The sequence below is a fragment of the Mycobacterium novum genome (assembly GCF_010726505.1).
Classification (GTDB): domain Bacteria; phylum Actinomycetota; class Actinomycetes; order Mycobacteriales; family Mycobacteriaceae; genus Mycobacterium; species Mycobacterium algericum.
Genome location: NZ_AP022562.1, coordinates 3,054,458 through 3,070,944 on the forward strand (window position 1 = coordinate 3,054,458; position 16,487 = coordinate 3,070,944).

Here is a 16,487-nt window from a genome sequence, read left to right on the forward strand (position 1 = left end):
TCCACTTCACCATGCCTACCGTCGGATCGGTTGAGTTTGCCGCCACTAAGCTCTCTGTGGTGTCGTCTCCATCGCCTCGCCCCGTGTTGGTCATCGACTTCGGCGCGCAGTATGCCCAACTGATCGCGCGCCGGGTCCGGGAGGCGCGGGTGTTCTCCGAAGTCGTCCCGCACACCGCGACCGTCGAGGAGATCGCCGCGCGTGAACCGCGGGCGATCGTGCTGTCCGGCGGGCCGGCCAGTGTCTACGCCGACGGCGCCCCCCGGCTCGATCCGGCGCTGTTCGACCTCGGCATCCCGGTGTTCGGCATCTGCTACGGCTTCCAGGCGATGGCGGCCGCCCTCGGCGGCACCGTCGAGCGCACCGGAACCAGTGAGTACGGCCGCACCGAGCTGAAAGTGTCCGGCGGCGAACTCCATTCGGGCTTCCCGGCTTCCCAGCCGGTGTGGATGAGCCATGGCGATGCGGTGACCGGGGCACCGGACGGGTTCGCGGTGGTGGCCAGCACCGCGGGCGCTCCGGTGGCCGCGTTCGAGAACCGGACCCGTCGGCTGGCCGGGGTGCAGTACCACCCGGAGGTGATCCACACCCCGTACGGGCAGCGGGTGCTCAGCCGGTTTCTGCACGAGTTCGCCGGGATCGACGCGTCCTGGACGCCGGCCAACATCGCCGACGCCCTGATCGCGCAGGTGGGTGAGCAGATCGGTGACGGGCACGCCATCTGCGGGTTGTCCGGTGGGGTGGATTCCGCGGTCGCCGCGGCGCTGGTGCAGCGCGCCATCGGGGACCGGCTGACGTGTGTGTTCGTCGACCACGGGTTGTTGCGCGCCGGGGAGCGCGAGCAGGTGCAGGAGGACTTCGTCGCCGCCACCGGGGCGAAGCTGATCACGGTCGACGCCGCCGAGACGTTCCTGGACGCGCTGTCGGGGGTGTCCGACCCGGAGGGCAAGCGAAAGATCATCGGGCGGCAGTTCATTCGTGCCTTCGAGGGTGCGGTGCGAGACACCCTGGTAGACCACGCCGCTGAAGGGGACGTCGAGTTCCTGGTGCAGGGCACGCTGTATCCGGACGTGGTGGAATCCGGCGGGGGCGCCGGCACCGCGAACATCAAGAGCCACCACAACGTCGGCGGGCTGCCGGATGACCTGAAGTTCGCCCTCGTCGAGCCGTTGCGGCTGCTGTTCAAAGATGAGGTGCGCGCGGTCGGACGGGAGTTGGGGCTGCCGGAGGAGATCGTGGCGCGCCAACCGTTCCCCGGGCCGGGGCTGGGCATCCGGATCGTCGGCGAGGTCACCGGCCAGCGGCTGGCGACGCTGCGTCAGGCCGATGCGATCGCCCGCGAGGAGTTGACCACCGCCGGTCTGGACCATCAGATCTGGCAGTGCCCGGTGGTGCTGCTGGCCGACATCCGCTCGGTCGGGGTGCAGGGCGACGGCCGCACCTACGGGCATCCGATCGTGCTGCGGCCGGTCTCCAGCGAGGACGCCATGACCGCCGACTGGACCCGGGTGCCCTACGAGGTGCTCGAGCGCATCTCCACCCGGATCACCAACGAGGTGCCCGAGGTCAACCGCGTCGTGCTGGACATCACCAGCAAACCGCCCGGCACCATCGAGTGGGAGTAGACACACACCCGTCACTTTCCACGCTGTGGACACATCCGCCTCAGCTGCCACAGCAGCAAGCCACGGTCGCTGTTGCCCCGCTGAGCGACAACCGGGGCCGTTCCCGAAGTCTGCTGATGCGGTGCGGATGTGACGCGCGGGACGCCTGATCCGCCCGGCTTGACGGTTGTCGGTGGGGAAGTGTTCACTCGGATCAATCGAACACAGTTTCGAATCGATGCGAGGTTTCCCGGAGGCGATCATGACGGCGGCGGTGGAGCTGGGGCAACGTCCTGATGCCCCTGAAAATCGAGCTGACCAGCTGAAACAGCTGCGCCGGCAGATGGCGGCGGTGACCGGAAAGGTGGGTGCCGGCCGGCGGGGGCTCGGCCCGGATACTTCGGTCGCCCCGTCTTCGGATGCCGTGCTGCCGGTTCCGCCGCTGCTGGCGGAGGTGCTGCCCGCCGGGTTGCCGCGGGGCGCCGTGGCGGTGGCCTCGGGGGCCCGCTCACTGATGCTGGGCATGGTGGCCGCGGTGACGGCCGCCGGCGGTAACGCGGCCATCGTCGGCCAGCCGGACGCCGGGCTGCTGGCCGCCGCGGAGATGGGCGCCGACCTGAGCCGGCTCGCGGTGATCCCCGATCCCGGCAACGATCCGGTGGAGGTGGCCACGGTGCTGATGGACGGCATGGATCTGGTGGTGCTCGGCCTGGGCGGCCGCCACGTGCCGCCGGCGCGCACCCGGGTGGCGCTGGGCCGCGCGCGGCACCGGGGCTGCGCCCTGCTGATCTGTGACGGTGACTGGCAGGGCGCGGCGCTGCGACTGGAGGCCCGGGTGAGCGGGTATGAGCTGGCCGGCTCCGTGGGCCGACGAGCCCGGTCGGGTTTCGGGCGGATCGGCGCGGTGCGGCTCGAGGTGCGGGCGCTGCAGGGCGCGGTCGGACGAACCAGGGCCGGGTAGCTGGTCTTCTCATGGCCGACTCTCGAGTGCTGGCGCTGTGGTGCATGGACTGGCCCGCAGTCGCCGCGGCGGTCGCGGCGGGTCTGCCGGCCACCGCGCCGATCGCCGTCACCCTGGCCAACCGGGTGATCGCCTGCTCGGCGGGTGCCCGTGCGGCGGGGGTGCGCCGTGGGCTGCGGCGCCGGGAGGCCGCTGCCCGCTGCCCGCCACTGCACGTGGTTGCCGCCGACACCGATCGCGATGCCCGGTTGTTCGAGCCGGTCCTGGCCGCGGTCGACGAACTGGTGCCGGCCGCCGAGGTGCTACGGCCCGGCCTGCTGGTGGTGTCGGTGCGTGGTGCGATCCGGGCCTTCGGCTCCGAGGAGCAAGCCGCCGAACGCCTCGTCGACGCGGTGGCCGCCGCCGATGTCGAATGCCAGGTCGGGATCGCCGATGGGCTCTCCGCCGCGGTGCTCGCGGCCCGCGCCGGCGCCGTGGTGCCACCCGGGGGGGACGCCCGGTTCCTGTCGGCGCTGTCGATCCGGCAGCTGGCCGCCGAGCCCAGCCTGTCCGGCCCCGGACGCGATAGTCTCGTGGACCTGTTGTGGCGGTTGGGGATTCGGACGATAGGGCAGTTCGCCGCGCTACCGCGCCGAGATGTGACATCGCGGTTCGGCTCCGATGGGCTGACCGCGCACCGATTCGCCCGCGGCGAGCCGGAGCGCGGGCCGTCCGGGCGGGAGCCCGCCCCGGATCTGGACGCCGTGCTGCACTGCGATCCGCCGATCGACCGGGTCGACGCCGCGGCGTTCGCCGGCCGGTCGCTGGCCGGCGTGCTGCACCGCACCCTGATGGCCGCCGGCGTCGGCTGCACCCGACTGGCCATTCACGCCGTCACCGCCACCGGTGACGAGTTGACCCGGGTGTGGCGGTGCGCCGAGCCGTTGACCGAGGACGCCACCGCCGACCGGGTGCGCTGGCAACTGGACGGCTGGCTGAACAGCCGCGCCACCTCCGACCGGCCCACCGGCCCGGTGACGCTGCTGCGGCTGCAGCCGGTGGAGGTGGCATCGGCGACCGAGGCGCTGCAACTACCACTGTGGGGCGGGCTCGGTGAGGAGGACCGGTTGCGGGCCCGCCGGGCGCTGGTGCGGGTGCAGGGCCTGCTCGGCCCGGAGGCGGTGCGGGTGCCGGTGCTCTCCGGTGGCCGTGGCCCCGCCGAGCGCATCACCTTGACCCCGCTGGGGGATGAGCCGGTGCCGCTGGCCGACCCGCGCCAGCCGTGGCCCGGCCGGCTCCCCGAGCCCTCGCCGGCGGTGCTGCTCGATGATCCGGTGGAACTGCTTGACGCCGAACGAAACCCGATCCGGGTGACCGGCCGCGGATTGTTCTCGGCCGATCCGGTATGGCTGGTGGCCCGGGGGCGTGATGAGCGGCTGCGCTGGTGGGCCGGGCCCTGGCCGGTCGACGAGCGGTGGTGGGATCCGCTGCGGGAGGGGCCGGGGGCAGGGCGCACCGCCCGGGTTCAGGCGCTGCTGGACGGCCCGGCCGGCGCGCCCGGTGCGGCGCTGCTGCTGTGCTACCGGCTGCGGCGGTGGTACCTGGAGGGCAGCTATGAGTGACCCGGCTGGGCCTTCGCACGTCTCCTTCCCGGCTTTCTTCGCCGAACGTGTACTCACTGCGAAAAAACTCGCCCCGAATCGCAGTGGTTACACGCTCGGCGGGGTCCGGCGGGCCAACGTGCCGATTCGCTGCACGAGCCGGTCGAAGAACGCCGCCGGGTCGACGCCCACGCCGATCAGCGCGTTGGGCTGGCGCGCGTTCCAGTCGGGAATCGTGCGCCCGCGCTCCGCCTCCTCGGGTGTGAGCACAACCCGTATCGCGGCCGGCCGGGTGGTCACCAGGCCGGGTTCCAGCGCGACCGCCGCGGCCAGCGGATCGTGCAGATACGCCAGGTACCCGTGCCCCCGGGCATCGTGCGCCTCGAAGTAGAACCGCAGTGCGTCGTGGAGCAACCGGACCACCGGGCTGTCCGTCGGAGCCGGCAGCAGTGCCAGGATCGCCGGGGTGATCGCGATGCGCTGGGTCAGATCCAGCCCGCATACCAGCGGAAGCCGTTGCGGCGCAACAGCCGCCCAAGCCGAGAACACCTCGGCGGCCGCCTCGGGATCGAACCCGATGTTGAACTCGGCCCGGTCGGCCCGCTCGCCGGAGAACACGCCGCCCATGATCACCAGCCGGCGTAGCAGCGTGGGCAGTGCGGGCTCGGCCCGCAGCGCCAGCGACAGGTTGGTCAGCGGGCCGGTCACCAGCCCGACCAGCTGCCCGGGGTGTTCCCGCGCGGCGGCGGCCCACGCCGCCGCGGCGTCGTATCCGGTGAGCCGGCCGCTGCCCGGCGGCAGCTCGGCATACCCCAGTCCCTGCGGCCCGTGAATGGCCTCCGCGGTGCGGACCGGTCCGTTCAGCGGTGCCTCGGCGCCCCGCGACACCGGAATGCCGCTCGCCCCGCACAACTCCAGCAGGGCCAGGTTGTTGCGGCAGACCTGTTGCACCGCAACGTTTCCGCCGGTTGCTGCCAGACCCACCAGCCGGGCCCGCGAGTCGGTCAGCAGGTAGACCAGCGCAACGGCGTCATCGACGCCGGTGTCGACGTCGGCGAAGACCGGCAGCGTCACGACCGCACGATCACCAGTACACGCCCGGCACCAGCCGGACCGCCCGCTTGACCGGGCGGGGCACCCGCACCCTGGTGATCGCCCGAGCCGGCCGCTTCGGCCTGCGGGAGGATTGCCGAGGTGGTTGCGCCGCAGTGGCCGGTGCCACGCCGCGCGCGGCGGCCGAGTCCGGGTAACCCAGGTAGACCTGGTGCAACACCCGGCGCGCCAGCCCGGGAAGGACGTAATTACCCGCCTCGGCCAGGGTGCCCAGCGGGGTGTCGATCCGGTCCGGCTTCTCGATCAGGCCGCGCACCACCATCGCCGCCGCGTGCTCGGCGCTGATCGCCCCGACCGGCAACAGCTTTCGCGACGGCGCGATCATCGGGGTGGCCACCAGCGGCATGTGGATGGTGGTGAACGTGATGTGGTCTGAGAGCGTCTCGGTCGACACCACATCGGCGAACGCGTCCAGCGCGGCCTTGGTGGGCACATAGGCGCTGTAGCGGGGACTGTGCGCCAGCACCCCTTCGCTGGAGACGTTGACGACGTGGCCGAACCGCCGTTCCTGCCAGTGCGGCAGCAGCGCCAGCACCATCCGCACCGCGCCGAAGTAGTTGACCGCCATGGTGCGCTCGTAGTCGTGCAGCCGATCGGTGGAACTGGCCACCGAGCGGCGAATCGACCGGCCGGCGTTGTTCACCAGGTAGTCGACGTGGTCGAACCGGCCCAGGATGTCCTTGACGGTGTGCTCCACCGACGCCGAATCGGTGACGTCGCAGCTGAACGCGTGGGCCTGCCCGCCCGCGGCGCGGATCTCGGCCACCAACTCATCCAGCGCCTCGCCGCTGCGGGCCAGCGCGAAGACGACACCGCCGCGCTCGGCGACGGCGATCGCCGAGGCCCGGCCGATGCCGCTGGACGCCCCGGTGATGACGACGTGGCGGCCCACCAGTGGTCCGGCCGGATCACCGCGGCGGGCGCGGTCGGGATCCAGCTGCTGCGCCCAGTATCGCCACAGCCGAGGCGCGTACTCGGCGAACCGCGGGACCTCGATACCGGTTCCCCGCAACGCGTCCCGGGTGGCGTCGGCGATGAATGTCGGCCGCAGGTTCACCAGGTCGAGTACCTCGGCGGGCAGGCCCAGCTGGGTAGCGACCATGTTGCGCCACACCCGCGCCCGGCCGCCGACGTTGAGCACCGGGGCCGCTACCGCGCCGGGCAGCTTGGCGCGCAGCGGCGGCAGCCCCGCCTCGGCCGCGACGGCCCGGTAGATGTCTGGCAGCCCAATCGATTTCGGCGCCGTCAGGTGGAAGGTACGCCCGTCATACCCGTCGGCGTGCATCAACTCGACGAGCGCGTCTACCACGTAGTCGACCGGGACGACATTGGTGCGTCCGGTGTCGGGCACGGCCATCGGGGTGAGTCGGGGTAGCGCCGCCAGCCTGGCCAGCAGCGGGAAGAAGTAGTACGGGCCGTCGATCTTGTCCATCTCGCCGGTGCGCGAATCACCCACCACCACCGCCGGGCGGTAGATCCGGTAGCGCAGCCCCGGCGTCGAGCGCACCAGCGCTTCGGCCTCGAACTTGGTCTGGTGATACGGCGTCGGCAGCGCCTGTCCGATGTCGAAGTCGGCCTCGGTGAACTCGCCGGCGTAGTCGCCGGCCACCGCGATCGACGACACGTGCGCCAAGGTGGCATCGAGCCGCTTCGCCAGCCCGATCACCGCGCGGGTGCCCTCGACATTGGCCGCCTGCTGTTCGGCCGCGCCGGCGGTGATGTCGTAAATCGCCGCACAGTGCAGCACGTGATCGATGCTGCCGAGCTCGTCGATCACCGTGTCGGTCAGCCCGAGGTTTTCCGCCGTCAGGTCGCCGACCAGCGGCTTTACCCGCTCGCCCCAGGCTTGGCCGGGTTGCGAGGCCAGCGCTTCGAAGCGGCCCAGCGACTCGCGGCGCACCAGCACCCACACCTGCGCGTCGGGTTTGGTCGTCAGCAGACGGGACACCGCCCGTCGCCCGATGAATCCGGTACCGCCGGTAACGACATAGCGCATCCGGTCATGGTGGCCTGTCACGGCCACCACGTCAACCGTGCGCTCAGAACGCCCGAATTCCGTCCCAGTCCACCAGCTTCCAGCCGGTGCTCGGGCTGCCCTTGATCACCACCCGGCCGATGTTGGGCAGCGGGTGGTCGGTCATCAGCTCATCCCGCGGGTTCCTGACGTTCATCAGCGTCCACGCCATGATCGACGCCGAGTGCGAGAACGCCACCGGATTGGCGTCTCCGCTGTCATAGATCCGCTGCACCGCGGCGCTGAACTCGTCGTTGAACTGGTTGCCGTCGATCGAGCCGGGTATGGCCGCGGTCCGGTCACCGTGAATCCAGGCCTGCGGGGCGAGCAGATAGGTCGCGTTGACCACCGTGTTCTGCTTGTCGGCGAACCAGCCCGCGTCGATCTCCCGCAGCCCGGGCAGGATCTGCACCTGACGGCCGAGTTCGCGCGCCAGCGGCGCGGCGGTCTGCTGGCTGCGCGCCATCGAGGAGGCGTAGACGCCGTCGTAGTGGTTGCGCGACAGCTGATCCACGACCTCCTGAGCCTGCGCGCGGCCCTTCTCGGTCAGCCCCGGGCCGGGCACCGTGGTGTCGATGATCCCGGCGGCGTTGGCTTCCGATTCGCCATGGCGGATCAACGTCAAAGTGATGGTGCGGGTATGCGGTGTCCCCGAACAACCCCCGAGCACCAGGACTGCGGCGAGGGCGGCGGCCAACATCGCGAACACCGTGCCGGTGCGATTCCAGATACGCTTCCCCATGGCGACAGCCTGCCGTGTCGGGGGTGCCGACGGGGCCGGTTCTGCTGAAATGGTGGGGCGTATCCGCCCACGATCGCGGTGAGGAGAGCCCATGGCACTGGATCCGACAGCCGTCGGCGCGACGACCGATCCGGTGCTGGTCGAATGGACCGATCGCGACACCATGCTGTATGCGCTCGGCGTCGGCGCCGGGACAGCCGACCTGGCGTTCACCACCGAGAACAGCCACGGCATCCCTCAGCAGGTGCTGCCCACCTTCGCCGTGGTCTGCTGCCTGGGCTTCGCGGCCGCCGGCAAGATCGGCACCTTCAACCCGGCGATGCTGCTGCACGGCTCGCAGGAGGTGCGGTTGTTCGCGCCGCTGCCGGCCGCCGGAAGCCTGCAGGTGGTCGCCGAGGTCGCCGACATCCAGGACAAGGGCGAGGGCAAGAATGCCGTGGTGATGCTGCGGGCGCGCGGCACCGACCCCACGACCTCCGAGCCGATCGCCGAGACGCTGACCACTCTGGTCATCCGCAAGGCCGGTGGTTTCGGCGGGGAGCCGGGGCAGCGGCCGGTGGCTCCGCAGATTCCGGATTCCGAGCCGGATGCGCGCGTGGCTTATGCGACCCGCGAGGACCAGGCGCTGCTGTATCGGCTCTCCGGCGACCGCAACCCGTTGCACAGCGATCCGTGGTTCGCCACCACGCTGGCCGGTTTCCCCAAGCCGATCCTGCACGGGTTGTGCACCTACGGCTTCGCTGGCCGTGCGCTGGTTGCCGAACTCGGCGGCGGCGACGCCGAGCAGGTCACCGCGATCACGGCACGCTTCACCGAACCGGTGTTCCCCGGCGAGACGCTGACCACCTCGATCTGGCGGACCCAGCCGGGTAGGGCGGTGTTCCGCACCGAGGCCGCCGGCCCCGACGGCGCCAACGCGCGGGTGGTGCTCGACGACGGGGTGGCCGAATACCGGGGTTGAGGCTCAGCGCGTTGACCCGGGAGTGTTGCGCGACAGGAGCTTCGCGGCCTTGCAGACCAGTTCAGCCTGGCGGGGGTGGTCGGCTGGTGGCATGCGCTCGGCCGGACCGCTGATCGCCACGGCGCCGATCGGGCGGCCGTCGACCTCGAAGACCGGCGCCGCGATGGTCGTGGACGGTGCGTTGACCTCGCTGCTGGCCGCATAACCACGGGCGCGGCATTCCTCCAGAAGCTCCAGGAACGCCGTGTCGGGAGGGGCGCCGAGCAGCTCGGTTTGTCGTTCGCGGCTCAGAAAGGGCAGCAGGACCCGGCCGGTAGCGCTGTAGCGCGCGGGAATGACCGCGCCGATGCGGGGCGCCATACGCAGTGGCTGGTCGCTCTCTGCCACTTGCGACACCACCAGATGCCGCCCGGCCGGCTCATTGAAGATCGCGGTTTCGCCGGTCTGCGCGGCCAACCGTTCGAGTACCTGTTGGATCGTATGGCGCAGTTCAGACTTGGCGCGCGAGCTGTGGGCGATGTTCAGGATGCGCGGACTGGTCTCCCACTGGGTCAGCTGATCCTCGCGTGCCTGGATCCAGCCCTGCTCCGACAGTGTCACGAGTGCGCGTTGCACCGCGCTCTTGTCGATGTCCAGCATCCGCGCCAGGGCGGCGACACCGATCGGCTGGTTGGCGGCCACCGCCTCGAACACAACCAGCACCCGCGCTGCGGTGGAACTGCCCTTGACGGCCATCCGTATCCTCATTAGTGTTAATTAATGATATAACTATATCATATAATGATATGGAGATCGTCATGGCAACCCTCGACGTGAAACCGCTACGCGAAGACCTCCCGTTCGGAGCTCGGATCACCGGTGTGAACTTTCAGACCGTGGAAGACCCGGAGGTCCGCGAGCGGCTTCGGCGGATCTTCGACGAGCGCGGGATGATCCTCTTCGAGGAGATGAAGCCGGACGCCAGGCTGCAGGTCGAAGTCAGCAAGGTGTTCGGGCCTTTGAAGGATCACCCGGTTTCCACTGTGCCGCGGGCCGAGGGCGGATTGCATCCGGGGGTCATCGCGATCAGCCAGGCCGCCCGCGAGGGCAACATCGTGATGATCGACGGTAAGGAAGTCACCTCGTGGCTGCCCTGGCATTTCGATCACTGCTACAACAATGAATTGAATCGGGCCGGGGTGCTGCGGTGCATCACCGGTGTCACCGAGGGTGGGGAGACCGGATTCGCCGACGGCATCGACCTCTACAAGCTGCTGACACCCGAGCTGCGGACACAGATCGAGGGCCACAACATCCTCTACAGTCTCAACTTGCGCTTCGCCGACATGCGTTTCGGGCTGGCCGACGGATTCACCGAGATCCAACCGCACGTGCGCCTACAGCAGACGATCGACTACGGCAAGAAGCTTCCGCGCGCGGTGCACCCCGCGGTCTGGACCCGCGACAGCGGCGAGAAGGTGCTGCACATCTCGCCGTGGATGGCGGAAGGCATCGAGGGCGCGGAAACACCCGAAGCGGAGCGGCTACTCGAAGCGGTATGCCAGGACATGCTGGCAAAGATCAGGCCCTACTTCCACAAGTGGCGCCCCACCGACATGGTGATCTGGGACAACCTGCGCATGCTTCACGCGGTCAGCGGCCACGATCCGGACGAACCGCGCGTCATGCACCGCACCACGATTCAGGGCGACTACGGCCTGGGCTTTTTCGAAGGCAACGCCCAGGGCGACCGAATCCTCGAGATGACGGTCTGAGCATCTCGTCGGCAACTGCTACGCGTCCTCGCGTGCCATCCGCATCCCGCTGGCCAGGCCGTCTACCCAGATCGACACCATCAGTTCCATCACCGGCGGGTGGTTCGACGGCATGAACATCTTGGTGAGCTTGCCGACGCGGGCGTGGGCCAGCCTCTGAAAATCACGGTCGTCCAGTTCTGGGAACTCCAGGTACTCACTGCCGATCGCCGCGCTCTCGGCGGCCGTGTACGCGTCCATGGCCACATCCGATCAGGTGCCGCAACGTGACGGAAGGGACGGAAGTCCCCAGCCGTGCGCTCACCCGCGAGCCGGCAGTCCGTCGGCCAGTCGCGCGGTGAACTCGACGACCCGGGCCGGGCTGTCCAGTGCGAACCGGGCCGCGGTGGCGCGGTCGCCATCGTCACTGTGCCGCACCAGGATTCCGGCACCCGCCAGATCAGCGACCGCGTCGAACGCGTCCTCGTCGGTGATGTCGTCGCCGAGGAACAGCGGTGTCACTGTGCCCAGCCGCTCCAGAATCCAGTGCAGCGTGCGGCCCTTGTCCCAGTCGATCTCCGGGCGCAACTCGATCACCTCGCGACCGGTCGTCACCCGCAGCCCCAACCGCCGCCCGGCGTCGCGCACCGCCGCCATCACCTCGCCGACCCGATCCCGGGCCGCGTTGCGGTAGTGCACCGCGACGGCGAATCGCTTGTGCTCCACCACGACTCCCGGTATCGTCCCGATCTGCTCGCGCAGCGACGCGGCGGCACCGGCCAGCACCGGCACCGCGTCGGCGGCGGCGTCGTTCTGATGGTGGGCGCCGTCGGGCCCGGTCAGCTCGAAGCCGTGACTGCCCGCATACCAGATCCCGGCCAGGCCCATCCGCGCCCGCACGTCGTCCAGGTCCCGCCCGGACAGCACCGCGACCGGGCAGCGGGCGGCCAACGCGGCCAACGCCTCCACCGCACCGGCGACCGGCCGGGCCGCGTCGGGATCCTCGACGATGTCCGACAGCGTGCCGTCGAAGTCGAAGAACACCGCCGGATCGGTGAGCTCGCTCAGCTCCGGCGCGGTCATCGCGTCGGCCAGCGCCGACATCGGCCGATCACCGGTACGCACCTCGATCTGGCCCGGCTCGGCCACCACCGCGTCGCCGCCGTCGGTTCCCACGCCGACGACCAGGGCGAAACCCGCACCACGCGCGGCGGTTACGTCCGCGTCGGAGTCGGTGAGCACCACGCTGCGGCCCGGCCGCACACCCAGCCCGGCGGCAGCGGCCACCAGCTGCGCGCTCGACGCCACCGGTTGCGTGCGCAGCCCGGCCTGCTGCAGCCGTCGGATCAGGGCCTTGGTGAGTGCTTCAGTGTCGGCGTCGAGACAAAACAGCACCGCGTCGTGCCGCCGCGGGTCGATCGTGATGGGCAACTTCTGGTCCGCCTTCCTCCAGCTGGACGCTTGGCTGGTCACCACGGTGTCATACCGCTTAGCGTGGAGGGGTGAACCCTGCAATCCTGGTCGGTGTCGACGGATCGCCGTCGTCGAACGCCGCGGTCGAATGGGCGGCCCGCGCCGCCGCCCTGCACAACCTGCCGCTGACGCTGGTCCACGTACTGGCCCCGCCGGTGGTGATGACGTTCCCCGAGACGCCGATGCCGCCGGGCTACACCGAGTGGCAGCAGGAGCAGGGCGAACGCCATCTGCGGGAAGCCGTCGCAATCGCCGAGACGCAGGGCGAGAACCTGCGGGTCGACGCCCGGATCGTGGTGGGGTCGACGGTTCCGATGCTGGTGGACGCCACCCGCGACGCCGCCAGGCTGGTGGTCGGGTCCCGCGGCCACGGGCTGCTGCGCCGCAGTCTGCTCGGCTCGGTCAGCTCGTCACTGGTGCGGCACGCGCACTGCCCGGTCGTGGTCATCCACGAACCCCACCCGGACAGCGACCCGCACTCCGACACCGCGCCGGTGGTGGTCGGCATCGACGGCTCTCCGGTGTCGGAGGCCGCCACCGAAGTGGCGTTCGCGGAGGCGTCGTTGCGGGGGGTGGAACTCGTGGCGGTGTACGCCTGGCACGACAGCGGCATGCTGGATTTCCCCGGCATCGACCTGGCCGCGATGGCATCGGACGGGGAGTTGGCCCTGGCCGAGCGGCTGGCGGGCTGGCGGGAGCGCTATCCCGACGTCACGGTGCGCCGCGTGGTGGTTTGTGACCGGCCGGCCGACCAACTCATCGAGCAGTCCAAGCAGGCCCAGCTGGTGGTGGTGGGCAGCCACGGCCGCGGCGGCTTCACCGGCATGCTGCTGGGCTCGGTGAGCCAGGCGGTGGTGCAGTCAGCGCACGCGCCGGTGCTCGTCGTCCGCCCGCAGAAGTGACGCCCGCGGTCAGTCGCGGCCGACGGACACCGGGGTCGGCGCAACCTGCTGGGCGATCGGGCTGGGCCGCGTCCACACCCGCTGCGGCCACCAGAACCAGCGGCCCAGCAGCGCGGCGATCGACGGCGTCATGAACGAGCGGATCACCAGGGTGTCGATGATCAGGCCCAGGCCGATGGTGGAGCCCACCTGTCCGATCACCCGCAGGTCGGAGACCAGCATCGACATCATGGTGAACGCGAACACCAGACCGGCCGAGGTGACCACGGAGCCGCTGCCGCCCATGGCGCGGATGATGCCCGTCTTGAGCCCGCCGTGCATCTCCTCTTTCATCCGGGAGACCAGTAGCAGGTTGTAGTCCGAACCCACCGCCAACAGGATGATCACGCTCATCGCCAGCACCATCCAGTGCAGATGCAGTCCGATGATGTGTTGCCAGACCAGCACCGATATCCCGAATGAGGTGCCCAGCGACAACAGCACGGTGCCGACGATCACCGCCGAGGCCACGATCGCCCGGGTGATCAGCAGCATGATGATGAAGATCAGGCACAGCGAGGCGATGCCCGCGATCATCAGGTCCCAGGCCGACCCGTCCTTCATGTCCTTGAACATGGCCGCGGTGCCGCCGAGGTAGACCCGGGAGCCCTCCAGCGGGGTGCCCTTGAGCGCCTCGTGCACGGCGTTCTTGATCGGCACGATGTGGCTGACGCCCTCCGGGGACATCGGATCGCCCTCGTGGCTGATGATGAACCGCACCGCATGCCCGTCGGGGGACAGGAACATCTTCATGCCGCGCTTGAAGTCGGGGTTGTCGAACGCTTCGGGCGGCAGATAGAACGAGTCATCGTTCTTGGAGTCGTCGAACGCCTTGCCCATGGCGTTCTGGCCCTCCATCATCTTCTCCATCTGCAGTTGCAGGCCCTCCATGGTGGACTGCATCTTCAGCTGGGTGGTCCGCATGTTCTCCATGGTCTCGATCATCGGCGGCATGATCTCGAGCATCTTGGGCATCAGCCGAGCGAGGTTGTCGATGTCGGGCAGCACCAGCTCGAAGTCCTCGGTCATCGCGTCGATGCCGTCCATCATGTCGAAGATGGACCGGATCGACCAGCAGATCGGGATGTCGAAACAGTGTGGCTCCCAATAGAAGTAACTGCGCATCGGGCGCCACATGTCGTCGAAGTCGGCCATCTCGTCGCGCAACTTCTGGATGTCGCCGAGCATGATGTGCATCTTTTGGGCCATGGCGTCGGTGGTCACCGACATCTCCCGGGTCACTTCCAGCATCGCCTTCATGCTGTCGACGGAGACCTGCATGTCCTCGCCCATTTTCAGCATGTTTCGCATGCTGTCGAGCTGGTACTTCATGTTCAGCTGCTGAGTGGTGCCCTGCATGCTGATCGCGAACGGGATCGTGGTGTGTTCGATCGGGGTGCCCAGCGGCCGGGTGATGGTCTGCACCCGCCCGACGCCCGGTACCTCGAACACCCGCTTGGCAATTCGGTTGATGACCAGGAAGTCAGCCGGGTTGCGCAGGTCGTGGTCGGCCTCGATCATCAGCAGTTCCGGGTTCATCCGGGCCTGGGAGAAGTGCCGGTCGGCGGCGGCGTAGCCGATGTTGGCCGGCACGTAATCCGGCATGTACTCCCGGTCGTTGTAGTTGGTCTCATACCCCGGCAGGGTGAGCAGCCCGACCAGGCAGACCCCGGTGGTGGCCACCAGCACCGGTCCCGGCCAGCGCACGATCATCGCGCCGAGCCGCCGCCAGGCGCGGATCCGCATCGCCCGCTTGGGCTCGAGCATCCCGAAGCGGCTGGCGACTGCCACCACGGCGGCGCCGAAGGTCAGCGCCGCGAACGTCACCACCACCATGCCGATCGCCAGCGGGACACCCAGTGACTTGAAGTAGGGCAATCGGGTGAAGGACAGGCAGAAGGTCGCACCGGCGATGGTCAGCCCCGAGCCCAGGATCACGTGCGCGGTGCCGTGATACATGGTGTGGAACGCCGACTCCTTGTCCTCGCCGAGCGCTCTGGCCTCTTGATAGCGGCCGAGCAGGAAGATCGCATAGTCCGTCGACGCGGCGATGGCCAGCGTCACCAGCAGGTTCACCGCGAACGTCGACAGCCCGATGATGTTGTAGAAGCCGAGCACGGCCACGATGCCGCGCGCGGCGCTCAACTCGAACACCACCATGCCCAGCACCAGCAGCACCGTGCCGATCGACCGGTAGAAGTTCAGCAGCATCACGATGATCACCGCGAACGTCAGCGCGGTGATCACCTTCAGGCTCTTGTCGCCGGCGATGTGTTGATCGGCGTTGAGGGCGGCCCCGCCGGTGACGTAGGCGTGCACGCCGGGCGGTGCGGGGGTGTCGGCGATGATCTTCTGGACGGCCTTGACCGAGTCGTTGGCCAGCGTCTCGCCCATGTTGCCGGCCAGGTAGACCTGCACGTAGGCGGCCTTGCCGTCCGGGCTCTGCGACCCCGCCGCGGTCAGCGGGTCACTCCAGAAGTCCTGGATGTGCTCGACGTGCTCGGTGTCGGCCGCCATCTTGGCGACCAGCTCGTCGTAGTACTTGTGCGCCTCATCGCCGAGCGGCTGGTCGCCTTCGAGGACCACCATCGCCGAGCTGTCGGACTTGAACTCATCGAAGGTCTTGCCGATGCGCATCATCGAGATCATCGACGGGGCGTCTTTGGGGGCCATCGATACCGCGCGCATCGCGCCGACCTCGTCGAGTTGCGGCACGATGACGTTCACCACCACGGTGATGGCCACCCAGATCAGAATGACCGGCACCGCCAGCCGGCGGATCCATGTCGCGATGGCGCCGCGGTGCGGCGGCTGCGCCGCCGGCAGCGTTTCGGTCGGGGTGTCGTCGCTGATGTGTTTGCTCATCCTGATTTCACAATGCAGAAGGTCTGGGCGCTCACGGGGCTGCTGGAGACGCGTTCGTCCTTGAGCTCGCCGTCGATGGTGACCCGGCAGCCGATGGTGCTGCCATCACCTTGCGCGACGATGTTGGGGCTCACCGCCGGGTTGGTGGTCGACAGGGTCAGCGACCACGGCAGGCTGGCGCCGTCGACCCGCTGCGGCGTTGCCTCCAGGTCCAGATAGTTGATGTCGGCGTAGGTCCCGTCCGGACTGAAGATGTCGTAGACCACCACCTTGGGGTGGAACGGCTTGGTGTCCTCGAACGGCGCGGCGCTGCTGCCGCTGTCATCACCGCCGAAGTAGCCGCGAATGCGATGCACGACGAACCCCCCCACCAAGAGAACCATCACGATGAGCAGGGGTAACCACGCGCGTCTGACAACGCCGAACATGAAAGCAGTGGGCCTTTCGCATCGTGTCGGAACCTGACACAGATTAGTGCATCAAAGTTCTTTTTCACACTC

Annotated in this window: 14 protein-coding genes; 6 read left to right on the forward strand and 8 right to left on the reverse strand. The window is 69.1% G+C overall.

Annotated elements, in window-relative coordinates; translation table 11 throughout:
- The first annotated feature begins 11 nt into the window (after positions 1-11).
- From guaA to G6N19_RS14170, 3 genes are all read left to right on the forward strand, one after another.
- Complete coding sequence (gene guaA / locus G6N19_RS14160; RefSeq protein ID WP_193374394.1) at positions 12-1,625, forward strand: glutamine-hydrolyzing GMP synthase; 1,614 nt, start codon at positions 12-14, stop codon at positions 1,623-1,625.
- Between the two features lie 241 nt (positions 1,626-1,866).
- Entirely contained in the window at positions 1,867-2,565 is a 699-nt protein-coding gene (locus G6N19_RS14165) for a hypothetical protein (protein ID WP_193466398.1), read from the forward strand.
- Positions 2,566-2,576: 11 nt separating this feature from the next.
- Entirely contained in the window at positions 2,577-4,166 is a 1,590-nt protein-coding gene (locus G6N19_RS14170) for a DNA polymerase Y family protein (RefSeq protein ID WP_193465154.1), read from the forward strand.
- An 87-nt stretch (positions 4,167-4,253) separates the two neighbouring features.
- On the opposite strand, the gene G6N19_RS14175 is transcribed toward G6N19_RS14170, so the two are convergent.
- From G6N19_RS14175 to G6N19_RS14185, 3 genes are read right to left on the reverse strand one after another with little or no spacing between them, the layout of a single operon-like run.
- Positions 4,254-5,219: a nucleoside hydrolase gene (locus G6N19_RS14175; protein ID WP_193465155.1), complete on the reverse strand. Its 966-nt coding sequence runs from the start codon at positions 5,217-5,219 to the stop codon at positions 4,254-4,256.
- 10 nt (positions 5,220-5,229) lie between these two features.
- On the reverse strand, positions 5,230-7,254 hold the full coding sequence (locus G6N19_RS14180) for an SDR family oxidoreductase (protein WP_193465156.1): 2,025 nt from the start codon (positions 7,252-7,254) through the stop codon (positions 5,230-5,232).
- A gap of 43 nt (positions 7,255-7,297) precedes the next feature.
- Positions 7,298-8,014 carry a histidine phosphatase family protein gene (locus tag G6N19_RS14185; RefSeq protein ID WP_193465157.1) on the reverse strand — a complete coding sequence of 239 codons (717 nt, stop codon included), beginning with the start codon at positions 8,012-8,014 and terminating at the stop codon, positions 7,298-7,300.
- Positions 8,015-8,105: 91 nt separating this feature from the next.
- Here G6N19_RS14185 and G6N19_RS14190 point away from each other — a divergent pair, with 91 nt between their 5' ends.
- Entirely contained in the window at positions 8,106-8,975 is an 870-nt protein-coding gene (locus tag G6N19_RS14190; protein WP_193465158.1) for a MaoC/PaaZ C-terminal domain-containing protein, read from the forward strand.
- Positions 8,976-8,978: 3 nt separating this feature from the next.
- Here G6N19_RS14190 and G6N19_RS14195 read toward each other — a convergent pair whose 3' ends face one another.
- Complete coding sequence (locus G6N19_RS14195) at positions 8,979-9,710, reverse strand: IclR family transcriptional regulator (RefSeq protein ID WP_193465159.1); 732 nt, start codon at positions 9,708-9,710, stop codon at positions 8,979-8,981.
- A 50-nt stretch (positions 9,711-9,760) separates the two neighbouring features.
- On the opposite strand from G6N19_RS14195, the gene G6N19_RS14200 reads away from it, so the two are divergent.
- Positions 9,761-10,729: a TauD/TfdA dioxygenase family protein gene (locus tag G6N19_RS14200; RefSeq protein ID WP_197912075.1), complete on the forward strand. Its 969-nt coding sequence runs from the start codon at positions 9,761-9,763 to the stop codon at positions 10,727-10,729.
- A gap of 18 nt (positions 10,730-10,747) precedes the next feature.
- Here G6N19_RS14200 and G6N19_RS14205 read toward each other — a convergent pair whose 3' ends face one another.
- Together G6N19_RS14205 and otsB are read right to left on the reverse strand one after the other, a co-directional pair.
- On the reverse strand, positions 10,748-10,969 hold the full coding sequence (locus G6N19_RS14205; RefSeq protein ID WP_193465160.1) for a hypothetical protein: 222 nt from the start codon (positions 10,967-10,969) through the stop codon (positions 10,748-10,750).
- Between the two features lie 60 nt (positions 10,970-11,029).
- Positions 11,030-12,139: a trehalose-phosphatase gene (gene otsB, locus G6N19_RS14210; RefSeq protein ID WP_193466400.1), complete on the reverse strand. Its 1,110-nt coding sequence runs from the start codon at positions 12,137-12,139 to the stop codon at positions 11,030-11,032.
- A gap of 71 nt (positions 12,140-12,210) precedes the next feature.
- Between otsB and G6N19_RS14215 the strand changes: the two genes are divergently transcribed.
- Positions 12,211-13,083 (forward strand): universal stress protein, encoded by an 873-nt coding sequence (locus tag G6N19_RS14215; RefSeq protein WP_013830137.1) that lies wholly within the window; start codon positions 12,211-12,213, stop codon positions 13,081-13,083.
- Positions 13,084-13,092: 9 nt separating this feature from the next.
- On the opposite strand, the gene G6N19_RS14220 is transcribed toward G6N19_RS14215, so the two are convergent.
- Complete coding sequence (locus tag G6N19_RS14220) at positions 13,093-15,987, reverse strand: MMPL/RND family transporter (protein WP_013830136.1); 2,895 nt, start codon at positions 15,985-15,987, stop codon at positions 13,093-13,095.
- Positions 15,984-16,415 carry an MmpS family transport accessory protein gene (locus G6N19_RS14225; protein ID WP_193465161.1) on the reverse strand — a complete coding sequence of 144 codons (432 nt, stop codon included), beginning with the start codon at positions 16,413-16,415 and terminating at the stop codon, positions 15,984-15,986. The genes G6N19_RS14220 and G6N19_RS14225 overlap by 4 nt, the downstream gene beginning before the upstream one ends.
- Between the last annotated feature and the right edge of the window lie 72 nt (positions 16,416-16,487).